The 20,829-nt window shown below is 74.1% G+C and carries 16 protein-coding genes and 1 pseudogene; 5 read left to right on the top strand and 12 right to left on the bottom strand.

Going from position 1 to position 20,829, the window contains the following annotated elements; all coding sequences use genetic code 11:
- Nucleotides 1-63: 63 nt before the first annotated feature.
- Nucleotides 64-2,796: a DNRLRE domain-containing protein gene (locus tag JYK04_RS06025; RefSeq protein ID WP_189742636.1), complete on the top strand. Its 2,733-nt coding sequence runs from the start codon at nt 64-66 to the stop codon at nt 2,794-2,796.
- A 64-nt stretch (nt 2,797-2,860) separates the two neighbouring features.
- Here JYK04_RS06025 and JYK04_RS06020 read toward each other — a convergent pair whose 3' ends face one another.
- The 7 genes from JYK04_RS06020 to JYK04_RS05990 form a co-directional block, all read right to left on the bottom strand.
- Nucleotides 2,861-5,371: an acyl-CoA reductase gene (locus JYK04_RS06020; protein ID WP_189742634.1), complete on the bottom strand. Its 2,511-nt coding sequence runs from the start codon at nt 5,369-5,371 to the stop codon at nt 2,861-2,863.
- A gap of 2 nt (nt 5,372-5,373) precedes the next feature.
- Nucleotides 5,374-6,522: a LuxE/PaaK family acyltransferase gene (locus JYK04_RS06015; RefSeq protein ID WP_189742797.1), complete on the bottom strand. Its 1,149-nt coding sequence runs from the start codon at nt 6,520-6,522 to the stop codon at nt 5,374-5,376.
- Nucleotides 6,523-6,536: 14 nt separating this feature from the next.
- A complete protein-coding gene (locus JYK04_RS06010; RefSeq protein WP_229876295.1) occupies nt 6,537-7,682 on the bottom strand; it encodes a GNAT family N-acetyltransferase in 1,146 nt (381 codons plus the stop codon).
- On the bottom strand, nt 7,679-8,980 hold the full coding sequence (locus JYK04_RS06005) for an MFS transporter (RefSeq protein WP_229876292.1): 1,302 nt from the start codon (nt 8,978-8,980) through the stop codon (nt 7,679-7,681). Before JYK04_RS06005 ends, JYK04_RS06010 begins: the two co-directional genes overlap by 4 nt.
- On the bottom strand, nt 8,977-10,260 hold the full coding sequence (locus tag JYK04_RS06000; RefSeq protein WP_189742632.1) for a phenylacetate--CoA ligase family protein: 1,284 nt from the start codon (nt 10,258-10,260) through the stop codon (nt 8,977-8,979). The genes JYK04_RS06005 and JYK04_RS06000 overlap by 4 nt, the downstream gene beginning before the upstream one ends.
- Before the next feature lie 250 nt (nt 10,261-10,510).
- Entirely contained in the window at nt 10,511-13,156 is a 2,646-nt protein-coding gene (locus JYK04_RS05995) for a DUF7824 domain-containing protein (protein WP_189742630.1), read from the bottom strand.
- Entirely contained in the window at nt 13,153-14,571 is a 1,419-nt protein-coding gene (locus JYK04_RS05990) for an SWIM zinc finger family protein (RefSeq protein WP_189742628.1), read from the bottom strand. Before JYK04_RS05990 ends, JYK04_RS05995 begins: the two co-directional genes overlap by 4 nt.
- A gap of 121 nt (nt 14,572-14,692) precedes the next feature.
- On the opposite strand from JYK04_RS05990, the pseudogene JYK04_RS05985 reads away from it, so the two are divergent.
- A pseudogene (locus JYK04_RS05985) lies at nt 14,693-15,283 on the top strand (transposase); the annotation flags it as partial.
- Between the two features lie 21 nt (nt 15,284-15,304).
- On the opposite strand, the gene JYK04_RS05980 reads toward JYK04_RS05985, so the two are convergent.
- Entirely contained in the window at nt 15,305-16,018 is a 714-nt protein-coding gene (locus JYK04_RS05980; RefSeq protein WP_189742625.1) for an alpha/beta fold hydrolase, read from the bottom strand.
- Between the two features lie 223 nt (nt 16,019-16,241).
- Complete coding sequence (locus JYK04_RS05975; protein WP_189742623.1) at nt 16,242-16,652, bottom strand: DUF3224 domain-containing protein; 411 nt, start codon at nt 16,650-16,652, stop codon at nt 16,242-16,244.
- 101 nt (nt 16,653-16,753) lie between these two features.
- On the opposite strand from JYK04_RS05975, the gene JYK04_RS05970 reads away from it, so the two are divergent.
- Nucleotides 16,754-17,752: a helix-turn-helix transcriptional regulator gene (locus JYK04_RS05970; protein ID WP_189742621.1), complete on the top strand. Its 999-nt coding sequence runs from the start codon at nt 16,754-16,756 to the stop codon at nt 17,750-17,752.
- Between the two features lie 78 nt (nt 17,753-17,830).
- Nucleotides 17,831-18,301, top strand: coding sequence for a GNAT family N-acetyltransferase (locus JYK04_RS05965; protein WP_189742619.1), 471 nt, complete (start codon nt 17,831-17,833; stop codon nt 18,299-18,301).
- On the opposite strand, the gene JYK04_RS05960 is transcribed toward JYK04_RS05965, so the two are convergent.
- Nucleotides 18,288-18,770, bottom strand: a complete 483-nt coding sequence (locus tag JYK04_RS05960; RefSeq protein ID WP_189742617.1) for a hypothetical protein — start codon at nt 18,768-18,770, stop codon at nt 18,288-18,290. The two genes, JYK04_RS05965 and JYK04_RS05960, sit on opposite strands and share 14 nt — an antisense overlap.
- Nucleotides 18,771-18,867: 97 nt before the next feature.
- Here JYK04_RS05960 and JYK04_RS05955 point away from each other — a divergent pair, with 97 nt between their 5' ends.
- Entirely contained in the window at nt 18,868-19,164 is a 297-nt protein-coding gene (locus JYK04_RS05955; protein ID WP_189742615.1) for a hypothetical protein, read from the top strand.
- Between the two features lie 36 nt (nt 19,165-19,200).
- On the opposite strand, the gene JYK04_RS05950 is transcribed toward JYK04_RS05955, so the two are convergent.
- A complete protein-coding gene (locus JYK04_RS05950; protein ID WP_189742795.1) occupies nt 19,201-20,043 on the bottom strand; it encodes a MerR family transcriptional regulator in 843 nt (280 codons plus the stop codon).
- 68 nt (nt 20,044-20,111) lie between these two features.
- On the bottom strand, nt 20,112-20,570 hold the full coding sequence (locus JYK04_RS05945) for a hypothetical protein (protein ID WP_189742613.1): 459 nt from the start codon (nt 20,568-20,570) through the stop codon (nt 20,112-20,114).
- Nucleotides 20,571-20,829 lie beyond the last annotated feature (259 nt).

Raw genomic sequence — 20,829 nt, 5'->3', positions numbered from 1 at the left:
TTTTCGGCCATGGCCTGTTCGGCCGCACCCTACGGCCGTACCGCACACCGAACTGGGGGATTCATGCGTAGATCCCGAGGGGCGGCGGCCGCGCTCGCCCTGTCCCTGGCCGGCACCGCGCTGGGGGTGGGCCTCGGCCTCGCCCCGCAGGCGGCGGCGATCACCCCGCCCGTCGCGTTCACCGCCGATCCGCTGGCCACCTGGCAGCCCGACGGTGTCGTCTGGGCCCTCGCCGAGGCGGCCGGACAGGTCTTCGTCGGCGGCACCTTCTCCACCGTGCGCCCGCCCGACGGAGGCTCCGGAAGCGAGCGGTCGGCCGTGAACTTCGTCGCGCTCGACGCCGCGACCGGCGCCCCGACCTCCTGCGAGCTGTCCTTCACCGTCGGCTCGGGCAGCGCCACCGTTCGCGCGCTCGCCCTCTCGCCGGACAAGTCGACCCTGTACGTCGGCGGCTACTTCGGTGCCGTCAACGGCACTCCCGTCTCCAGCCTCGCCGCCGTGGACGTGGCGAGCTGCACCGTGAAACAAGGCTTCCGCCCGGCCTTCGCGGCCACCGTCCGGGCCCTGGCCGTCACCGGCGACACCGTCTACGCGGGCGGCGACTTCCTCAGCGTCGCCGGCCAGCCGCGTCAGCGCTTCGCCGCCGTGGGCGCGGCCGACGGCGCCCTGAAGCCCTTCACCGCCGACGCCGACGAGCCCGGGCGCGCCGTCGAGGTCACCCCGGACGGCGAGAACGTGATCCTCGGCGGCGACTTCTTCACCGTCAACGGAACGAACACCCACGCACTGGCCGTCGTCGACGCGACGAGCGGCGCGCTCACCAAGTCGTACGCCGGCTTCATCGAGACCAACTCCGTGGTCAAGGACATCGCGACCGACGCCACCGGCTTCTACACCGCCAACGAGGGCACGGGAGGCGGGGTCTTCGACGGCCGGATCGCCGTGAACCTGAACGACTTCGGCCAGCGCTGGCGCGACACCTGCCTGGGCGCCACCCAGGCCGTGCTGCCCTATCAGAGCGTGCTCTACAGCGCCTCGCACGCGCACGACTGCTCCAGCGTCGGCGAGTTCCCCGACGGCCAGCGCCACCACCTGCTCGCCCAGCCCACCACCGGCACCGGCAAGCTCGGCTGGGCCCCCGACACCGACGACGGCATCGGCGAGGGCATCGGGCCGCGCGTGATGACGGTCGGCTCCAAGGGCGGCGTCCAGTACCTGTGGGTCGGCGGGGAGTTCACCACCGTCAACGGCGCGGCGCAGCAGAGCCTGACCCGGTTCGCCTCCACCGGGGACACCGGCGCACCCACCGTGCCCGTGGCGAGCGCGGTCAGCTTCCGGCCCGGTGAGGTCCAGGTGCGCTGGCGCACCAGCCTCGACCTCGACGACAGCGCGCTGACCTACCGGATCTACCGGAACGGCGCGGCCACCCCCCTCGCCACGGTCACCGCCGACTCGCTGTTCTTCAAGCGGCCGCAGGCCTCCTGGACCGACACCACCGCGGCGGCGGGCCAGTCGTACACCTACCGGGTGACGGCCGCCGACGCGGCCGGCAACACCAGCGCCCTGTCCGCGACGGCGAGCGTGACCGTCCCCACCACGGTCGAGGGCTACCCGAACCAGGTCCGCGCCGACGGAGCCCAGCAGTACTGGCGCTACGACGAATCGGCCCTGCCCTTCGTCGCCGACTCCTCCGCCGGCGGCAACCGGAGCGGCACGCACCTGAACGCCCCCGCCCTGCGGCAGGCCCCCGGCGCGGTCTCCGGCGCGAGCACGGCGATCGGCTTCAACGGCACGGACACCCAGGTGTACGGGGACACACGGCAGACCGTGGGCAGCACCTACACCATCGAGACCTGGTTCAAGACCGACACCACCCGGGGCGGCAAGCTCGTCGGCTTCGGGAACAACCAGACCCGCGGCAGCAATCAGTACGACAAGCACATCTACATGACCAACAACGGCCGGCTGGTCTACGGCGTCTACACCGGAGCCACCCGCACCATCACCACCTCCGGCTCCTACAACGACAACCAGTGGCACCACGTCGTCGCCACCCAGGGCCCAGGCGGGATGACCCTGTACGTGGACGGCGCCCAGAAGGGCACCCTGGCCGTCACCACCCACGAGAACTTCTCGGGCTACTGGCACGCCGGCGGCGACAGCCTCGGCGGCTGGCCCGACCGTCCCACGAGCGAGTACTGGGCGGGCCGGCTCGACGAGACCGCCGTCTACCCGACGGTGCTCAGCCCGGCACAGGTGCAGAACCACTACGCCCTCGCCACCGCCCCGGCCGACTCGGTGGTCCAGGTGCCCGCCGCGGAGGACACCTACGCCAACGCGGGGGCGCCCGCCACCAACTACGGCACCTCGGGCTCGCTCGCGGTGCGCGGCACCTCCTTCTACGCGAGCTACCTGCGCTTCGACCTGCCCGCCGCACCCGCCGGCACGGTGCTGAAGGCGGCCGCGCTCAGCGTGAAGACGAGCACCCAGAGCGGTGCCGGCACCACGGACACCGTCTCGGTCCTCCCGGTCACCGGCTCGTGGAGCGAGGCCGGGACCACGTACAACAACCGACCCGCGCTGGGCGGTCCGGCACTCGGCACCTTCGCCGGGATCCCGGACGGTTCGGCGGTGCACACCACCGGGCTGACCACCGCGAGCGTCGCGGCGGCCCTCGGCGGCGGCTACGGCCTGGCGCTCAGCAGCACCGGTACGGACGCCCTGTGGCTGTGGTCCTCCGAGGCACAGGCGAACGAAGGGACGCCGCAGCTGACGCTCACCTTCGGCGCGCCGTGACCTGACGGCCCGACGGACAAAGGGGCGCGGGACGGCCTGACGGCCGACCCGCGCCCCTCCCGTCTCAGCCGCGCGCGTCCACCACGGCGAGGAGCTTGCCGCTGGTCGGGCTGCGGTCCAGCGACGCGCCGTCCACCGCCTCGACCACCAGCTCCAGCAGCCGCTCCGCCACCGCCGAGCGCAGCTCCGGGTAGCCGGCCAGGAAGACCTCCCGCAGCCGCTCCGGATCCGTCGCCGCGGCCCGCTCCACCCGTACGGTCAGCCGCTCGCGCGCGCCGGCGGAGTCGAGCCGGATCTGCACCTCACCCCGGTGCCCGCCCTGTTCCTCGGCCAGGTCCAGGAAGCGGCGGTGGTTCAGGAAGTACGTCGCCACGCGCATCACGTCGCCGGTGCGCCCCCGCAGCTCGAAGCGCGGCGCGTGCCGCCCGCACGGGCAGCGGCCCGGGACCTCCCGGCCGAGGTCGCCTATCACGTACCGGCCCAGGTGCTGGCCGCGCCGGGCGTGCGTGGTGAAGACCAGCCGGCCCGTCTCGCCCGGGACCACCGCGCGGTCCTCGGCCAGGTCCAGGATCTCCATCGTGTGGAGGTCGGCGTGCAGGTGGTGGACACCGCCGGAGCTCTCGGTGCACTGGTAGCCCAGCGGGCCGAGGTCGGTGCTGCCGTAGGTGATCGAGCGGACGGCCTCGATGCCGAAGGTGTCCTTCAGGGTGCGCTGCTGCTCCTCGGTGAAGTGCTCGCCGCCGTAGAACACCTTGCGCAGGCCGCCGTAGGCGCGCAGCGCCTCCTCCTCCGCGTGCAGCAGCTGCCACAGGTAGGAGGGCATGCCGAAGAGGGTGTCGGCCCCGTGGTCGATCAGCGCCTGCGCCGTGGCCCGGTGGTCGGGGCCCGCCGACAGCGGCAACTGCACCCCGCCGAGCCGTTCCAGCACGGAGAAGAAGCTGATGAAGCTGCCGTACATGGCGCCGCAGTAGAACAGGTTGGCGGTCCGGTCCGAGGCCGGGTCGTACCCGGCGGCCAGCAGGCCCCGGGCGGCGGCGTGCATCTGCGTGTCGTAGTCGTCGTAGCTGAACACCGACAGCGCCGGCGCCCCGGTACTGCCGCCGCTGCGGAAGTACAGCTCGGCATCGGCCCGCGCCAGCCGGCGGGCCGGTTCCTGTACGTCCTCCTTGCCCAGCAGCGGCCCCTCGGGAAGCGGCAGCACCACGGGCCGGACCAGGTCGTCCAGGCAGGCGGTGGTGGCGAAGGCGGCCGGATCGGCCTGGACCGCGACGCGGCGGCTGTAGCGCTGCAGGGCGTAGACCCCGTCGTGCGGCTCACCCGCGTAGCTCTCCAGCATGGCGCCGACCGGCGTGACCCGGGTGACGCCCGCCGCCAGCGCGGTACGGGAGAGCTCGGCGATGTCCGTCGGACTGCCCGCGAGGCCCGCCGTCTGCAGATAGCGGCGCATCGGCCGCAGGGTGGCGATCAGCCGCTTGCGGGGCAGCGGCTTGACCCACACGCTGCGGTGCAGCGGCGAGGCGGTCAGCGGGGACCGGGTGTCGGCCATGACCCGCCACGAGCCGTCGGGAGCGGCGAACACCCGCGTCAGGCCCAGGTGCTCCTCCAGCCGGGCCATCAGCTCGGTGGTGGTCAGCTCGGCCGCCTCCGCCGGGTCGGGCTCGCCCGCGGCCGCGCCCGCCGCGGCCGGCGGCCGGGTGGCGAGGACCGCGGCGAACCGCTCGGCGAAACCGAAGACCTCGTCCTCGTCCTCGGTGTCGAGGTAGACCACCTGAGGGCTGGAGCACGCCTCCTGCTCGTGCAGGCAGACGTCGTCCGCCAGGGCGTCGAGCGTGCGGGCGTCCGACCAGGCGTCGGCCGTCAGGTACGCGAAGGAGATCCGGTGCCCCCACTCCACCAGCCTGCAGCCGGCCGGCACATGGGCGGCCACCCCTTCGACGGCCGCTTCCCCGCCCCATACGGCGACGGCGTCCGCGGGCGCGCACATCAGGCGCAGCCACTCCTGGCGGGAGGAAGGGAAGCGCAGCACGACGATCCGCGCGGCCAGCGCCCCGCTCGGGTCCAGGCCGGCGAGCTCCGCCATCAGCTGCTGGGTCAGCAGGGTGTCGTCGCTGCTGGTCTTGAGCACGTTGACGTTCCCGGCGAGCAGGCCCTCGACGATGCTCAGCGGTGCGACCGTCGCGGCGTTGCCCGGCGCGATGTGGGCGACCAGGCCGACCGGCGCCCACGCCTCGTACACCGTCTCGCGCGGATCCGCCCGGTTCAGCCGGCCGGGCGTCGCGCCGCCGAGCTCCCGGCGCAGCTTGCGGGTCAGCTCCCGCCGGCCGAGGAGGCCGCCCAGCTCGGCCAGGACGGCCGGGTCCTCCCCCTCGGGCAGGTGCGTGGCGAGCCGGGCCCGTACGGGATGGCCGGGGTCGCGCAGCGCGGTGGCGAGCGCGTCGCACGCGGCCAGGACGGTCTCGGTCTCTAGGCCCTCCGCGAGCGCGGCCTCGACGGCGCCCGGCAGCCCGGCGAGCCGGCGGCCCGCCTCCTCGTCGCCGATGAACTCGCCCTGCCAGTAGTGCTGGTGCCCGCTCACGGTCACACCATTCCCTTCATCAGTTCCGCTGCGGCCACCGCGCAGCTGCGGTTGCGGCTCACCCCGGCACGGCCGTGGACGGTGAACCAGGGGGTCTCCAGCTCGCACCCGCACGCGCTGCCGGGCTGGAGGGACGCGAGGTCGCCCATGACCACGCTCTGCGCCGGCACCGAGGTGATGTACGGCGACACCAGGTGCAGATAGCCCCGCTCCCCGTAGGGCAGCGGTTCCAGCGTGCGGGTGGAGCGGATCGTCACCCGGGACCAGACCGGGGCGTGCAGCCGGTGGTGGTCGCACTCGATGTACGGGATGCAGTGCTCGACCGACCCGAAGGTGTCCCGGATCCGCTCACCCGGGATGCCGAGCTGCTCGGTGATGCGGGAGTACAGCTCCTCCTTCTCGATGCGCCGGTCGGCGTGCCCCTTCCAGCCGCCGCCGAGCACGACGAGGGAGCCCTCGGGCAGGCGCAGCGGAGGCAGCCCCATGGCCCGCATCCGCTCCAGGGTGAAGAAGAGGAAGGCCGGGAAGCCGAGGATGCGGACCGGGGCGTCCTCCCGCTCGAAGCGGCGCAGTGCGGCGATGCAGCCGAACGGGTCGAACTCGTGCTCGCCGCCGGTGTTGCGCAGCGCGTACGCGACGCTGCGCGCGGGGGCGAAGTCGCACAGGTAGTTGTCGGTGAAGGCGGTCCCGAGGTTCAGCGAGGGGGCCGGCTCGTAGCTGTAGAGGAGGTAGTTGACCTCCTGCTCGGGGGTGATCCAGCCGTTCCGCTCGAAGATCCGGGCGACCATGCGCTGGGCGGAGCGGATGGTCCACTCGTCGAAGAACATCTGCGACTTCTGGCCGGTGGTACCGGAGGAGGTCAGGTGCAGCTCGACGTCCTCGCGGGGGATGGAGAGCACCTCGTGCCGCTTGAAGAAGTTCGCGTGGACGAGCGGCGTACGGTACGGCTCGGCCGGGGGAGTGGCCTCGTACAGGGAGCGGAAGAACGCGGAGCGCTCGGTGTGCCAGGCGTTGGTCTCCGCCATGGCGGCGGCGAACAGTTCGTCCTGCGCGGGTCCGAAGGCGTACGGATCGGTCAGGTCGCACAGCTCCTGCACGTGCGGCAGCAGGGCCGGGTCGGGTACGGCGACCGGCGCGAGATGGGGGTTCACAGGGCTCGTGGGGCTCATGGGGCAACCTCGGATGAAGTGGGCAGGTGTGCCGACGCCCAGGCCGACACGTAGCAGTCCAGATACGGCTGGAGGGGCGGTTCGACGGCGACGCCGCGGAAGTCGATCCGCTCGCCGGAACGGGACAGGACGGCGTAGTCGTGGAAGCCGTCGCCGTCCGCGCGCATGGCCGGGTACAGGGCCCCGGCCACGAACCCCTGGGCGAGGAAGGCCGAGAGGGCCTCGTGGTGCGCGAGCGGCACCAGGGCCTCGACGTAGCCGGCGCCCGCGCGGGCCAGGGCCCGGGTGACGGGTTCGAGGTGGGCCGCCGCGGCGGCCGGGTCGGGGTGGGCCGTCAGCAGGCAGCCGTACCCGCCGGCGCGGTTCAGGTAGGCGTAGACCTCGAACCGGCCGTCTTCGGGGGTGAGCAGCACGTTCGGGGTGTGCAGCGGGTAGAACCAGCCCCCGGAGCCCGGGAACCGCTCGCGGAAGCGGCGGCGGACAAAGGCCGGTGCCTCGATCACCTCCAGCCGTTCGGCCGCCGCGTGCGGCGCGGGCGCCGGGAGCGGGTCGGCGGCGGCCCTGACCCCGGGGTAGCCGATGCCGAGCGCGGACTCGGCCGTGCGCAGCAACGGCAGCATCGGGGCCGGTACTTCGGTGACGGGGATCCGGCGGTCGAGCACCCCGGCGGCGTGACGCGCGTAGAGTGCGAGGCTTTCGCGGCTGCTGAGATCCACCGCGTTGGGCAGGATGCCCAGCGGCCGGAAGCCGTTGCGGGCGACGACGCGCTGCGGACCGGCGCTGACGGTGCGCACGGTCGCGTACACCGAGTCCAGGCGGCCCGTGTCCAGCATCCCGGCGCACAGGGCCTCGGTCAGGGCGGCGGCCAGGCCCGCCGAGCGGTGCTCGGGGTGCACGGCGATGCCCTCCAGGCGGCCGGTGCGGCTGCCCGCCTCGCCGTGGATGGCGGCGGACGCGGTCAGCGCCCCCGTGGCGGCGCAGCGGGTGACCAGCCACAGGGAGTGCGGGTCCGCGATGAGCCGGGCCATCTCGGCCGGGTCGGTGCCGAGGGCCACCGGGTAGTGCGGACCGTAGACGGCGTAGTAGAGCTGGCGCAGTTCGGCGATGTCCGCGCGGACGGCCGCGGTGATCACGGGGCTCATCGCTCGCCTCCGGCGGGCTCCGCGACGGCCGGGTCGGGCGTACGGGACCCGAGCAGGGCCAGCGCGCAGGCCGCCGGGAGCAGCCCGACGCCCTGTACGAGGCACAGCGTCTGCGGGGAGAGGAAGTCGCCGGCGGAGCCGAACACCAGGGACGCCACCGGCAGGGAGGCACCCAGGACGGCCTGCATCACGGCGAAGAAGCCGGGCTTGTCCGCCGTCGGCACCATCCGCTGGAACAGGGCGACGAAGCGCACGCTGACGGCCCCCGCGCACCAGCCGGCCACGGCCAGGCAGCCCGCGAAGACCGGGCGCTGCGCGAACAGCCCGGGCAGCGCCAGAGCCAGGGCCATCAGGCCCAGGCACCAGGCGCCGGCGACCGTGGGCCGTCCCGGCACGCGGGTGCCGGTGAAGGCGCCGACGAGCGCACCGGTGCCGAGGGAGGCCTCCAGCAGGGCCACGGTGCCGCCTCCGCCGAAGAGGACCGACCGGGTGTAGAGGGGAATGACGACGAACACGGCGGCGGTGAACAGGTTCGCCGCGGTGAAGCAGATCAGGATCCGCCGTACGGAGGGCAGTTCGGCGAGGATGCGGCGCAGCGGGCGCCGCCGGGGCGGGGCCGCCGCGCCGTCCGCGCCGTCCGCGGCGACCGTACGGAAACGGGCGCTCGCGACGAGTACGGCGGCGCCGAGGTAGGCGGCCGCGCAGCCGGCGGCCAGACCGGCCACGCCCGCCCGGTCGACGGCCAGGGCGCCGAGCAGCGCCCCCGAGAGCCCGGCCAGGGACTGGGTGGACAGCTCGAAGCCGGTGGCCGTCTCGATGTCGGCGTCGTCGACGAGCTCGGGGACCGACGTGGTCAGACACGGGTCGAAGAACGCCTGGCAGGTGGCCAGGGCGAGACCGGCGGCGTACACGGTGGCCAGCGGCAGGCCGCCGCCGTACGCCCACAGCGCGAGGGCCGCCGAGGCGGCCCCGGCCACGGCGGCGGCGGTCCGCAGCACCGAGCGGTGCGCGGCGCGGGCGACTGCGCCGGCCACGACGGGCGCCAGCGCCACGGCGGGCAGCGTGCACACCGCCATGAACAGCCCCGAGGCCAGCCCCCGGGCCCCGGGCACGGCGTAGGCGACGATCCACCAGGACACGCCGACCTGGAACATGCGTACGGCGGCCTGGGTGAGGACCTGCCCGAGCCATACCGCGCCGAAGGCCCGGTTGCGCAGGACCAGCGGGGCGCGCCGGCGGTCGGCCCCGGTCCGCGGCTGCGGCTGAGTATCCGTCTCGGCCATGGGTGAGGCGGTCATGCGGTCGGCCTCTCGTCGAGGACGCGGACGAGCTTGCCCGAGCGCGGGTTCACGGCGAGGTCGCGGTGGCGGGCCCACTCCACGGACAGCGGGTGCACGAACCCGGCACGCACACTGTCCGGATACAGCGGCCGTACGGTCTCCAGCTCCGCGACGACGGCCCGGGCCAGCGCCTCGCGGCCGCCCGCGACCTGGTCGCGGGCTTCGTCACCGGGGGCCGTCGCCAGCCGCAGGACCAGCCCGTCGCGGCCTTCCCAGCGGCGGACGACGAGCTGCATGCCGACCACGCGGCCCTCGGTGTCCGCCGCGGCCACGGCGTCCTGGGCGTCCTGGGTGTAGAGGGAGACGGGGCCCACGCGCACGCCCTCCTCGGCGCGCCCGAGGATCCTGAAGTGGCCGGGCCCGGTGCCGGTCCACTCGGCCCGGTCACCGGCCGGGTAGCGGATGATCGGCATGAGGCGGCGGAAGAGGCTGGTGACGACGACCCGGCCGGGCCGCCCCGGTTCGGTGACGGGTTCACCGGTGGAGTCGTCGAGGATCTCGACGACCGAGTACGGGGTGAAGGCCCGGTGCACCCGGGCGTCGGGGCCGGGCACCGGGCGGCCGAGCAGGCCCGCGTCGACGCTCGCGTATCCGACGGAACGGACCTCGGCGCCGGGGAACGCGGCGGCCAGCAGCCGTCGTTGGTCGTCGAAGAGGGCCTCGCCGCCGAAGAGCAGCAACTCCACCGAACCGAGCGGGACACCGCTCGAGACGACCTGCTCGGCGAGCCGGCACAAGGTGGTGGTCGTGCCGGTCAGCACCTGGGCGGCGAGATCGCGCAGGGTGGGGATCGTCGACTCCAGCGGCGCGCCGCCGCCGATGGGCAGGCGGACGTTGTCCACGGGTGCGTGGGCGAGCGAGTCGAGGACGAAGAGGAAGCTGGCGTACAGCTCCCCCGCGTAGAAGAGGTCGGCGACGCGGTGCCCCGGGCGCAGACCGGTGTCCACGAGCCCCTCGCCGAAGGCGGTGACGAACGTGCGCCACTCGTCGCGGGTGAAGACGGAGAACTTGGGGGACCCGGTGGTGCCGCCGGTCTTGTAGACCGTGGCCTCGCTGAGCGGGCCGGTCAGCACACGGCTGTCGTGCAGGGCGTTGGCCGCCCAGAAGTCCTGCTGGTCGACCACCGGCAGGTCGGTGAGGCGGTCGACGTGCGGTGGCAGGGACGCGTACAGGTCCCGGTAGTAGGGCGAGTTGTGGCGGGCGAAACGTATGAGGTCCGAGAGCTGCTGGGCGGACATGAGCCTTTGCCTGGATGACGGGAACGGGAACGGGAATCACGGCGGGGCGCGGCGAGGGAAGGAACTCGCCTGCACGGTCGGGCCGGTGTGAACGGGGGACACCCCCCGGCGCCCCCGTATCCCTCTGACGCACGCCCAAAGCTGACGTGCAGTCACGATGATGAAACATCAGTCCCGTCATCGCCAAATTGGCCGCATATTTACGGACAGTGGGACAAAGTTCAACAGTTTTTCCGTTACGGCAACCCGTTCAGTTGCCCGTGGCAGGAGCCCCCTCGTTGCGGCGGAGGGCGTCGCGCAGCCGGGCGGCCTGGGTGACCAGGCGCGACGAGCCGCCCCGGGCCGCGACGGAGGCGAGCCCGGCCGGTTCGGGCGCCGCCGCCCCGCACTGTTCCACGCACTCGGCGGCCGTCGACAGGAGGTCCCCGGCGCCACGGGGATCGGCCGCCCCCGTGAGCAGAGCGGGCAGGGCGGCCGCCAGCACGGCCCAGGTCGTCGCGTACGCGCCCGTCGCGGCGAGGGTGCGCAGCGAGTCGGCGAGCCGGCCGGGCTTGACCGTGCCCAGGGCGATCAGCTCGGCCAGGTCGCACCCGAGGCCCACGGCGTCCAGCTCACCCTGGGCGGCGAGCGTGAGGAGCGCGTCCACGGCCCTCAGCCGGTCCTCGGGGTGCCGGGCGCCGAGTCCGGTGGCGACCGCCAGGTGCAGGGCCGGGCCGGCCGGTCCACCGGCCGCGGCGAGCAGGGGCAGCGCTGCGGCCGCCTCGCGCGCTTCGTTGACGGAACCGGCCGTGACGACCGGGAGGCACCAGGCGGCCAGGGCCTCCCGGTCCTCGGGCAGGACCGCGATCACCGACGCGTCGTCGCGGCCGTCCCAGCAGCGGTCGGCCGCCGTGCGGGCCTTCGCCAGCTCGTGGAACCGGTGCGGGAACTCGCGCACCACGGTCGTCCGCTGCGCCGTGTCCAGCACGAGGCGCGCGGGCGTCACGCCGCCCCACCGGTGCTGCACCGCCGGCGCGGTTCGGCGGGTGACGGCCACGGGCCGTCCGGCATCGCCGAGCCAGGCGGCCAGCCGGTCGCCCGCGGGCGTGCCGAGGGCGGCGGCCTCGGGGACGGCGGAGGCGTCACGGCGCACCCGCAGCAGGGCCTGGGCGCAGTCCGCGGGCGCGGGGTCCGCGCCGAGACGGCCGTACTCGGCGAGGCGGGCGACCAGCACGCGGGGGTCCAGCGAGCCCGTCTCCACGGAGGGCGTGGCGAGGAGGAAGGGCAGCGGCCGGGACGCCATGCGCTGCGCGGCCTCGGCCACGCGCGCATGGGTGGCGGCGCCGATCGCGGTGTGGTGGCAGTCGCTGCGCCAGGACACGAGGGCCGGCTGCGGTGTGCCCGTCGGCGGCGCGTCCAGGACACAGGCGGCCACGTGCTCCAGACCGGGCAGCTCGTGCGTGTAGGAGCGGGACTGCTCGGGGTCGAGCCACCAGCGGTCCGCCAGCGCGGGGCGCAGCGCCTCGGCGAGGGCCGCGCGGTCCCGGTACGCGTGCCGTACCAGCCCGTCCAGGGCGCGCTCGAACTCCTCGACGGTGGCGGTGCGCGCGTTGACGACCGCAGCGACCAGTTCCACGGTCTCGGCGACCGTCTCCGGTGCGGGGGCGAGCGGGGCCGGGACCGGGAGCGGTGGCAGGGTCTCCCGGTAGGGGCCGGATTCCGCGGCGGGAGCGGCGGCCGCTCCGAGGAGCTCCACCGCCCGGGCCCGGTGGACCGGGCTCAGCAGGTGGGCCCGGTCGGCGAGTTCGGCGCGCAGTCCGGGATCGTCGGTGAGGTGGGCGGCGACCAGCTTCAGCGCCCGCTCCTGGAAGTCGGTGTCCGCGTGCCCGAACACCTCGGCGAGTTCCGGCAGCAGTTCGGGGGCGGCGGCCGGATTGCGGGTGAGTTCCTTGCCGATCAGCACGAGTTGCGAGCGGACCAGCTTCTTCTCGGGGCGGAAGAGGACGGCGGTCGACATCTCGGCGAGCCGGCGGGGGTTCAGGTGACCCGCTGCGGCGAGCCGGGCGAGGGTCTGCTGGGCGCTCCCGGCGACGGCGGAAGGCGCGTCGGCGGCCAGCGCGATCCAGTCGGCGGCCCGCTCCCGCTCCTCCTCGGCGGTCGGACGCAGGGCTTCCAGGATCTCCTGGTAGGGCTTCAGCTGGGCGGGCTTGCCGCCGCGCAGCAACCGCGCGGTGCATCCGTCCAGCAGGACGGCACGGTCCAGGCGCCCCTCGTCGGCCAGGGTGGCCAGCGCGGTCGGCCAGTTGTCGGGGCCGTCCGGATCCCGGTGCCAGGTGATGACACCGACCGGTTCGGCGGTCTCGAAGAGCCGCGGGGCGAGGGCAGCGAGGTGGGGGTCGCGGCGCAGGGCGACCACGAGAGGGGAACGGGACGCCCCCACGGCGGCCGCCCAGCCTTCGACGCAGCCGTCGGTGGTGGGCATCGGACAGCCGGCGAGCCGGACGAGTTCGCTGATCAGCGGGTAGTCCTGTTCGGCGGTGGCGGACCGGGCGGCCAGCCGGTGGGCGAGGTCGCCGAGCCACTTCGGATCCCGGCCGGACAGTACGTCGAGCAGCGCGGCGGTGGGCGGCCGCCGCCTCCAGCGGCGCAGATCGGCGGCCCCGATCCAGGCGGCCGCGGCCGCCGCCCCGGTGGTGCAGCCGGCTCCGGCGACCACCAGGGCCGGGTTGGTCCGGTTGCGGTCCTCCCAGCGCTCCCACCGCGAGGAACGCAGTTCGCGGCGCAGTTCCTTCAGTCCGGCGAGCAGCGCCCGGCGCCGTGCGGGTTCCAGCGGCTTGAGCAGACCCGGCAGCTCGGCGGTGCGGCCCGCCCGTACGGCTGCGAGGACGTCGTCGGTGGCGTTCTCGGTGGTGTTCATCGTGCGGCTCCGGAAGGGGCGGGCGAGACGGAAGGGGTGGCGGAGGTGGCGGTGGCGGCCCGCAGGGCCATCCGGGTGGCCAGCGCGTGCTTGCAGGGGCCGCGGCGGCCCCGGTGGTCGGCCCACCACTGGCAGGTGCAGCTGAGCGCGCCGCCGGACTCGCGTACCTGGTAGCGGCGTTCACCGGAGGCCACCAGGGCGGTACCGGGCCCGTCCAGGGTGACCGCTCCGGCGGCCAGCAGGGCGCGGGCGGCGACCAGCCGCGGGTTGTGCCGCTCGGCGCGGCGGGCGTCGTAGGGGAGTTCGCGGTGGAAGTAGGCGGCTTCGGCGATGTCGTAGCCGACCCGGCCGGCCGTACCGAGGCGGGTCAGGGCCGCCCGTACGCGGTCCACCGCAAGCCCCGACTGTTCGGCCAGATCGGCCGGATCGATGCGCGGCTCCCAGGCGAGGAGTACGGAGATCAGCTCGGCGTCCTCGGCCGCCGCGTCGGTGGCCAGGGCCTCCAGGACGCCGCCCTCGCCGGAGAACCCGCGGGAGGCCTCCGGGGAGAGGGTGAGCGTGAGCCGCATCCCGGGCAGGGCGACCTCCCAGGCGGAGGCGGTGGGCTCCGCCCCGGTCGGCGCGGGACCGTACACGCGCAGGCCCGTGGCGTGCCGCAGCACCCGCTGGAGGGCGGCGAGACGCTCGGGGCCGGGCAGGCAGACCGCGCCGGGCACCGGCCGGGTGGTGGGGCGCAGCGTCCGACCGGCGGGAACCACCCACAGGGCGCCGCTCGCGGCTCCGCCGCCCACCGCGGTACGGGGCAGGGAGCGGAGGAAGCGCGCCGCCTCGGCGGCGGTCAGTTCGGCCCGCAGGTCGAAGCCGGTGGTGGCGGCCTGGGACTCGGCGAAACCGCGCAGCCAGCGCTCCGGCAGCGGAACCTTCTTCTCCACGACCGGCCCGTCGAGCGTCGTCACCGCCATCTCGTCGGGGCCGACGCGCAGGTGCAGCGGGTCGTCACCGCTCAGCCGGGACAACGCCTCGCGCAGCGGGTTGTTGACGTCGACGTTGGTGGTGCCGTGGCCGGTGTCGGCGCCGCGCAGACCGTCCGGCAGTACGTCGAGCCGGGCGTACACCCCGCAGCACCCGGAGAAGGACTCGAAGCGCAGCCGGTCGCCGTTGCCCGTGACGACCGGGTCGAGCGAGGCGGGCAGGGTGCGCCGGTAGTAGCGGGCGGCGGCCACGTCCGCGACGGCGAGCAGGGCCCGCGCGGCTGCCTGAGGGGCACTCAGGAACCCGGCGAAGAACTGGGGGTGGGGGTCGGCCCCGGCCGGGGTCAGACCCCCCGCCGTCTCCAGACTGAGGGTCCGGCCCGCCCCGGCGGCGGTCAGCGAGGAAGGGCGTGCGTAGGCGAAGGTATGTGCGGTCCGCGTCATGTCCGAGACGCTAGGGGGACCCACTGACAACGCCGGTCGCGGCGGCTCCCTGCTCCCTCAACGGGACACCCCCTGGGGCCTGTACCGAAAGTGGATCTTTCTCCGTGAATGATCTCCGTTCATGGGGCGGGGTGATCTCACTGATGAACAGTGGGCGGTGTTGTTGCCGATGGGGACGAAGGCGGGGCGGCCGCCTGTCTGGTCCCGGCGGCAGTTGATCGACGGCATGCGGTTCCGGGTCCGAACGGGCGTTCCGTGGCGGGACGTGCCCGTCGAGTACGGGCCGTGGGGCCGGATCTACGACTCGTTCCGCCGATGGCTGGCCGATGCGAAGGGTGCGGCGACTCGCCGCAGTTCGAACCCGTGCTGAGCAAGGTCCGCGTGCCCCGCATCGGGCCGCGGCCGGCCGCGCGTCCGTCCCGATCGGGTGCGTGCTGACAAGGCGTACGCCTCCCGCAAGAACCGCGCTTACCTGCGTCGCCGGGGGATCCGCTGCGCCATCCCGGACAAGGTCGACCAGGCGCGTCACCGCAAGCAGCGCGGCTCTCGCGGTGGCCGGCCGCCGAGGTTCGACCCGGTCGGCTACCGTGAGCGCCACGCGGTCGGGTGTGGGATCAACCGCCTCAAGAGGTACCGGGCCGTCGCCACGCGATACGACAAGCCAGCGGTCCGCTACGAGGCGACCGTCCTCATAGCGGCCATCGGCGAATGGCCCGCAGGCATGGATGTGCTCTCACTCCACGGCAGCGTTGAGGAGAATCTGCGCCAGCTCGCGCGGCTGGGAGAACATCGGCCAATGGCCGGTGTCCATCTTGGCCAGCCGCCAGCGCTTGCTGTTCAGCAGCTCGGCCACATCTTCGTCGGGTTCGGCGTCGTCTGGCTCGGCCCCCGGCATCACGCACAGGATGTATGTCGCCGGAAGTTCACCGAGCGGCCCCGCCAGCACAGCGGGCTCGGTCAGCGTGGCACCCGGGTGAGGCGTCGAGCCACGCACGAGGCGTGCGATCTGCTCATCGGTGAGACCTTCGCCGTCGTAGTGAGCAGCTGGCGCGAGCGGCCAAAACCCTCCGTTCTCGGCGATCGATGCCTCCACTGCCGCCCCGCCGTCCGGCCAGGCGGAGACAAACGACTCGCCGTCAGTTGGAACACTTGAGTCGACGAATACCACGCGGGTCAGTCGGTCGCCGATCCGCTCCGCGGCCTGACCGGCCGGGATGCCCGAGTAGCTGTGACCCACCAGGACTACGTCACGCAGACCCTGGCGTTCTACCTCGGCAACGATGTCCTGGACGTGAGTCGCTTGCCCCGCCGGTACACCCTGCTTGTCAGCAAGACCGGACAGCGTCAACGGATAGACGCCGTGGCCGGCCGCACGCAGATACGGCACCACTTCGCCCCACGCCCACGCCCCGAGCCGTGCACCTGCAACCAGCACGAAATTCACCATGCCCGCACCGTAGCCGGGCAGCCTGACGATCTTCTGGGAAATACTGTCGATGCAGGCCCTAAGGGCTGTCCCGTAATCCCCGGCGGGCGCGCGACGCCAGCTACGGCACCTCGCCGCGTTGTCGGGATCGCCCAAATACGCCCAGTATGAGGACGACCCTCCGCCTTGCGATGCACCGCATCTGACGCCGCGCGCTGACCCACCGCGGATTACGGGACAGCCCTTAGCCCACGTCGTAGGTGAAGGTGTAGGCGACGGAGGTGTCGCCGTGGCGGTAGGTGAAGCCTCCGGAGCCCGTCAGTCCCGCGAGATCCCCGGTGCCGGAGCCGGGGACCACCTCGAAACGGCAGACCGTGCCGCCGGCGTCGAAGGTGCCGCGCTCCTCCAGTACGAAACTGCCCTTGCGGCCGTCGACGCTGCCGGCGACCAGTTCCATTCCGCTGTAGGAGCCGAGGTTCTCCCCGGTGTACGCGATCGTGTAGTCACAGGCGGTCTCCGCGGCCGAGATCCCCCCGGTGAAGGCGTTGTTGACATGGGCGTGGGCGAGCCGCGGGACGGCGTCCACGGCGCCGACGGGGCTCTCCTCCCAGTTGGCGAAGGTGAAGCGGCCACCGGTCTCTACGGGCGTGGGCATGGCGGTCCTCTCGGCGGGCCGGACGGTCTCTCCGCCCGGCGTTCCCCCAGGCTGGCAGCCGTACCTGACACCTTCTGTCAGGTACGGGGGACAATGACGCCATGCGCGCCGACCGGCTTCTCTCCCTGCTCCTGCTGCTGCAGAACCGCGGCCGGACGACCGCCCCCGAACTCGCCGCCGAGCTGGAGGTGTCGGTGCGCACGATCCACCGCGACATCGACGCCCTCGGCGCATCCGGCGTCCCCGTCCTCGCCGACCGCGGCCCGGCCGGTGGCTACCGGCTGGCCGACGGCTACCGCACACGCCTCACCGGCCTCACCGACACCCAGGCGGGCTCCCTCTTCCTGGCCGGCGCCCCCGGACCCGCACGGGAGCTCGGCCTCGGCGCCGATCTGGCCGCCGCCCAGCTCAAACTCCAGGCCGCGCTGCCGGCCGCCCTCGCCGCACGGGCCCGGCGGATCCAGGACCGCTTCCACCTCGACGCGCCCGCCTGGTTCCGGGAGGCCGACCCCGTCCCGCACCTCGCGCGGATCGCCCAGGCCGTCTGGGACCAGCACGTGCTGCACACCCATTACCGCCGCTGGCGCGGCGAGGTACGGCGTGAGCTCCGACCGCTCGGCCTCGTCCTCAAGAGCGGCATCTGGTACCTCGTCGCCGATGCAGCGGGTGCAGCCGATGCAGCCGATGCAGCCGACGCCGGCGGAGCCGTACGGACCTACCGGGTCTCCCGGTTCCTGACGGTGGACACCGCGGCGGAGCGCTTCGAACGGCCCGCCGGATTCGAACTGGCCGCGTACTGGCAGGAGTCCACCAGCCGCCTGGGCGCCGCGCTCCACCAGCAGACCGCCGAACTACGGCTCTCCCCGCGCGGACAGCTGCTGCTGCCCATGCAGTTCGGGGCGGCCGGCACGCGGGCGCTCGCCGGTGCCGGCCCGGCCGACGCGGACGGCTGGGTCCGGCTGCGCATCGCCGTCGAGTCGCAGGCCGTCGCCGTCGGCGACCTGCTGCGCCTGGGCACGGAGGCCGAGGTGCTCGGACCGCCCGAACTGCGCCGCGCCCTCGCCGAGACGGTGACCACGCTGGCCGGGCGCTACGCCTGACGAGGGGTCCGGGCCCGCCCCGCGCACCTCGTAGGGTGGGCCGTCGGGATCGGGCACCGGGGGAGAGGGAGAGCGCACATGGAGATCGAGCTGCGCGAGACGAGCGACGACGACCTGGCCGTCTTCTGGGAGCAGCTGACGCACCCGGGCCTCCAGCAGATGGCGGCGATCACCAGGAAGTACCACTACGACCGCGGCCACTTCGACACGCACTGGGCGAAGGTGCGCAACGACCCCGCCGTGCTCCTGCGCACCGTGCTGGCCGACCGGGTCGTGGCCGGCCACGCCGCCGTGTTCGGGCCGCCCGAGGAGCGCGAGGTGACGTACGTGATCGGACCCGAGCACTGGGGACGGGGCATCGCCACCCGGGCGCTGGCCGAGCTGATCCGGTTGGAGGACACCCGGCCCCTGCACGCCGGGGCGGTGGCCGACAACGCGGGCTCCATCCGGGTGCTGGAGAAGTGCGGGTTCACCGTCACCGGCCGCACCCGTGACTTCGCCATGGCCCGCGGCCAGGAGGTGGAAGTCGTCCTGCTCACCCTCGGCTGAGCGGGCGCCCGCCCGGCCCGCCCGGGGGCTCCACCTCCAGGAAGCGGCGCCGCCGAGGGCCCCGGTACAGCAGGCACACCCAGCCCAGCCGTTCGAGCACGGCCGCGCAGGCCGTCAGCCGCTCCTGCTCCTCAGCGGCCGCGCCGCCGCCCGCCGGGCCCGGCCAGGTCACCTCCGCCCGCCCGGGCTCCGCTCCGGCCGCCACGCGGTAGCCCGTCCGCGTACGCCTTCCCTGCGCGTCCAGCGCCGACGGCGCGATCCCCGCCGCCTCCAGTACGAGCGCCACCGCGCGCGGCAGCTGCCGCACCTCCCAGGGCGCGGGAACCGCCGCGCCCGCCGGGCCGTTCACCAGACGGCGGATCTGCAGCAGCCCCTCGAACGCGGTGTGCAGCTCCGCCTCACGCCCGCCGGGCGCGCCCTCCGGGCCGTCGCCGGTCGCGGGCTCGAAACCCTGCCCGGGTACCGCCATCACCCACCACCCGCCCCGCCCGTCTGAGTACCTCACACCCAACGGCCTGAGTATCCACCCCGATTCCCCGGCGGCGCGCCGCTGGTCGAATGGGGACATGACTTCAGACGCCACGAACGGCCGGGCCGCCCACCCGCGCATGCAGCACGTGACCACCGCCGGTACGGCCCTGGCCGTGGCCCTGGTCCCGCTCGTGGTCGGCGTCCTGTTCGCCAAGGCGATGGCCGCCGACCCGATGACCCCGGTCAACGCCCTCATCGCGGGCGGCGGCCAGCGTGCCGCGCTGCCCCGGGGCGAGTGGAAGCGGCGCGGCCACAACACCGTGCGCAGGCTGCGCACGGCCCGGCGCGACACGGCCCGGCGGTGCGCCCGCGCCTGCGGCCGCCGCCCCTGAGGATCCAGGGCTCCCCGGGAGTGGGGGATCGGGGTGTCAGGACGTGGCGGCCAGGGGCTCCTGGAGTTCGGTGACCCACTGGTCCGGGTCCTCCGGGCAGGCCAGGGTCAGCTCGCGCGCGTACCCGGCCGAGCGGTGCCCGTGCGCGTCGATCCACCGCGCCAGGGCCTGTGACGTCGGCAGCACGCCGTCCATAGGGCCGCGGTGCACCACGGTCGCGGCCCGCTCCACCGCCGGCAGCGTGACGATCCGTACCTCACCCCCGAGGTCCTCGGCACGGACCGAGGCCGCCACCGGCAGTCCGGCGTGGACGAGGACCGCCGCCGCGGAGCCCGTGCCGGGCACGTCCTCGTAGTAGGCGGTGCCGGGGCCGGTCGGGACGACCCCGGCCGCCTCGATCCGGCGGCACAGCTCTTCGTAGAGCGGTCCGATGACCGGGCCGATGTCCTGCGGTTCGTAACTCCCGGCCGTGCCGGTCAGCTCGGCGAGCCGGACGGGCGGAAGGCTCTTCACGACGATGTCGTCGGCGGGCATGGTTCCCTCTTTCTCGATGGTCCGCAGCCTCGCCTCGACCTGGACGAGCCGGGCCGCCGCGGCGGCCATGGCGGCCTCCAGCTCGGCCTGCCGCAGCCGCAGCATGCCGCGCAGCTCCTCCGCGCCCACCCGCTCGCCGAGGATCGTCCCCACCTGGTCGAGCGAGAAGCCGAGTTCCTTGAGCGCGATGATCCGGTTGAGGCGGGCGAGCTGCCCGGCCTCGTAGAAGCGGTAGCCGGTGAAGGGGTCGACACGTGCCGGGCGCAGCAGTCCGAGGGCGTCGTAGTGACGCAGCATGCGGACCGACACCCGGCCGTGCTTGGCGAAGTCTCCGATGGTGAACATGACGCTCTCCACTACAAGGTCTGACACAGGGGGAGGGTCAAGCGTGGCACCGGCGACGGACGCGGTCGTCAGCGGCCGTACTGGCGCAGACACAGGTCGACGATGGAGGGCGGCACCGCTCCCTCCGCGGCCGCGCACAGCTGGTCCAGGCGCGGCGGCGGGGCCGGCCGCCGCCGCGGATGGGCCGTCGCCGGTCCGGGCACCCGCTTGCGCCGCGGCGGCGGCGCCGCCTTCGCGGCCCGCTCGCGCGAGGGCTCCGGCTCCGGGTCCGGCCTCGGGGCCGGTCTCGGAGCCGCGTCAGCGCCGTCAGCGCCGTCAGGGTCCCGGGCCGCGCCCGGAGCGGGCGTGGCGGCCTCGGGCAGGGCCCCCAGCGGCAGGGCCAGGGGTGTCGGGACCTCGGGCGCCTCGGCCGGCGGTACGGATCCCCGTACGGGAGCCGGAGCCGGATCGTGCGGCCCGACGGAGACACAGCCGGTGCTCGCGAGGAGCACGACGAGGGAGAGGGGCACGGCCCGGCGTAACTGCATCCGACCACCTTGCCGTACGGCCGGGCCGGCCCGGTGTCCCACTCACGCGTGCGGGTGACACCGGCCCGGCGGGAATGGCCGGGGCGTGTGGGAAATTGGAACGGCAGTACGGATGAAGGGGGAGGCGCGACCCCCCGGCTCCCCGTACCGCCGTGTCCTGCCCGCAGATCGTCCGTACGGAGTACCGATCCATGACCTCAGCCGCCGCGCCCGGCAACGAGCCCGCGCCGCCCTCCGAGTCCGGTCCGCCCGTGTCCGG

Source organism: Streptomyces nojiriensis, assembly GCF_017639205.1.
Taxonomy (GTDB): domain Bacteria; phylum Actinomycetota; class Actinomycetes; order Streptomycetales; family Streptomycetaceae; genus Streptomyces; species Streptomyces nojiriensis.
This window is presented reverse-complemented; position numbering and strand designations above follow the sequence as displayed.

Bases quoted from the DNA above. Each gene is read 5' to 3' on its own strand.
- JYK04_RS06025 (WP_189742636.1), top strand. From the start codon at position 64: ATGCGTAGATCCCGAGGGGCGGCGGCCGCGCTCGCCCTGTCCCTGGCC.
- JYK04_RS06010 (WP_229876295.1), bottom strand. From the start codon at position 7,682: ATGAGCCCCGTGATCACCGCGGCCGTCCGCGCGGACATCGCCGAACTG.
- JYK04_RS06005 (WP_229876292.1), bottom strand. From the start codon at position 8,980: ATGACCGCCTCACCCATGGCCGAGACGGATACTCAGCCGCAGCCGCGG.
- JYK04_RS06000 (WP_189742632.1), bottom strand. From the start codon at position 10,260: ATGTCCGCCCAGCAGCTCTCGGACCTCATACGTTTCGCCCGCCACAAC.
- JYK04_RS05995 (WP_189742630.1), bottom strand. From the start codon at position 13,156: ATGAACACCACCGAGAACGCCACCGACGACGTCCTCGCAGCCGTACGG.
- JYK04_RS05990 (WP_189742628.1), bottom strand. From the start codon at position 14,571: ATGACGCGGACCGCACATACCTTCGCCTACGCACGCCCTTCCTCGCTG.
- JYK04_RS05980 (WP_189742625.1), bottom strand. From the start codon at position 16,018: ATGGTGAATTTCGTGCTGGTTGCAGGTGCACGGCTCGGGGCGTGGGCG.
- JYK04_RS05975 (WP_189742623.1), bottom strand. From the start codon at position 16,652: ATGCCCACGCCCGTAGAGACCGGTGGCCGCTTCACCTTCGCCAACTGG.
- JYK04_RS05970 (WP_189742621.1), top strand. From the start codon at position 16,754: ATGCGCGCCGACCGGCTTCTCTCCCTGCTCCTGCTGCTGCAGAACCGC.
- JYK04_RS05965 (WP_189742619.1), top strand. From the start codon at position 17,831: ATGGAGATCGAGCTGCGCGAGACGAGCGACGACGACCTGGCCGTCTTC.
- JYK04_RS05960 (WP_189742617.1), bottom strand. From the start codon at position 18,770: ATGGCGGTACCCGGGCAGGGTTTCGAGCCCGCGACCGGCGACGGCCCG.
- JYK04_RS05955 (WP_189742615.1), top strand. From the start codon at position 18,868: ATGACTTCAGACGCCACGAACGGCCGGGCCGCCCACCCGCGCATGCAG.
- JYK04_RS05950 (WP_189742795.1), bottom strand. From the start codon at position 20,043: ATGTTCACCATCGGAGACTTCGCCAAGCACGGCCGGGTGTCGGTCCGC.
- JYK04_RS05945 (WP_189742613.1), bottom strand. From the start codon at position 20,570: ATGCAGTTACGCCGGGCCGTGCCCCTCTCCCTCGTCGTGCTCCTCGCG.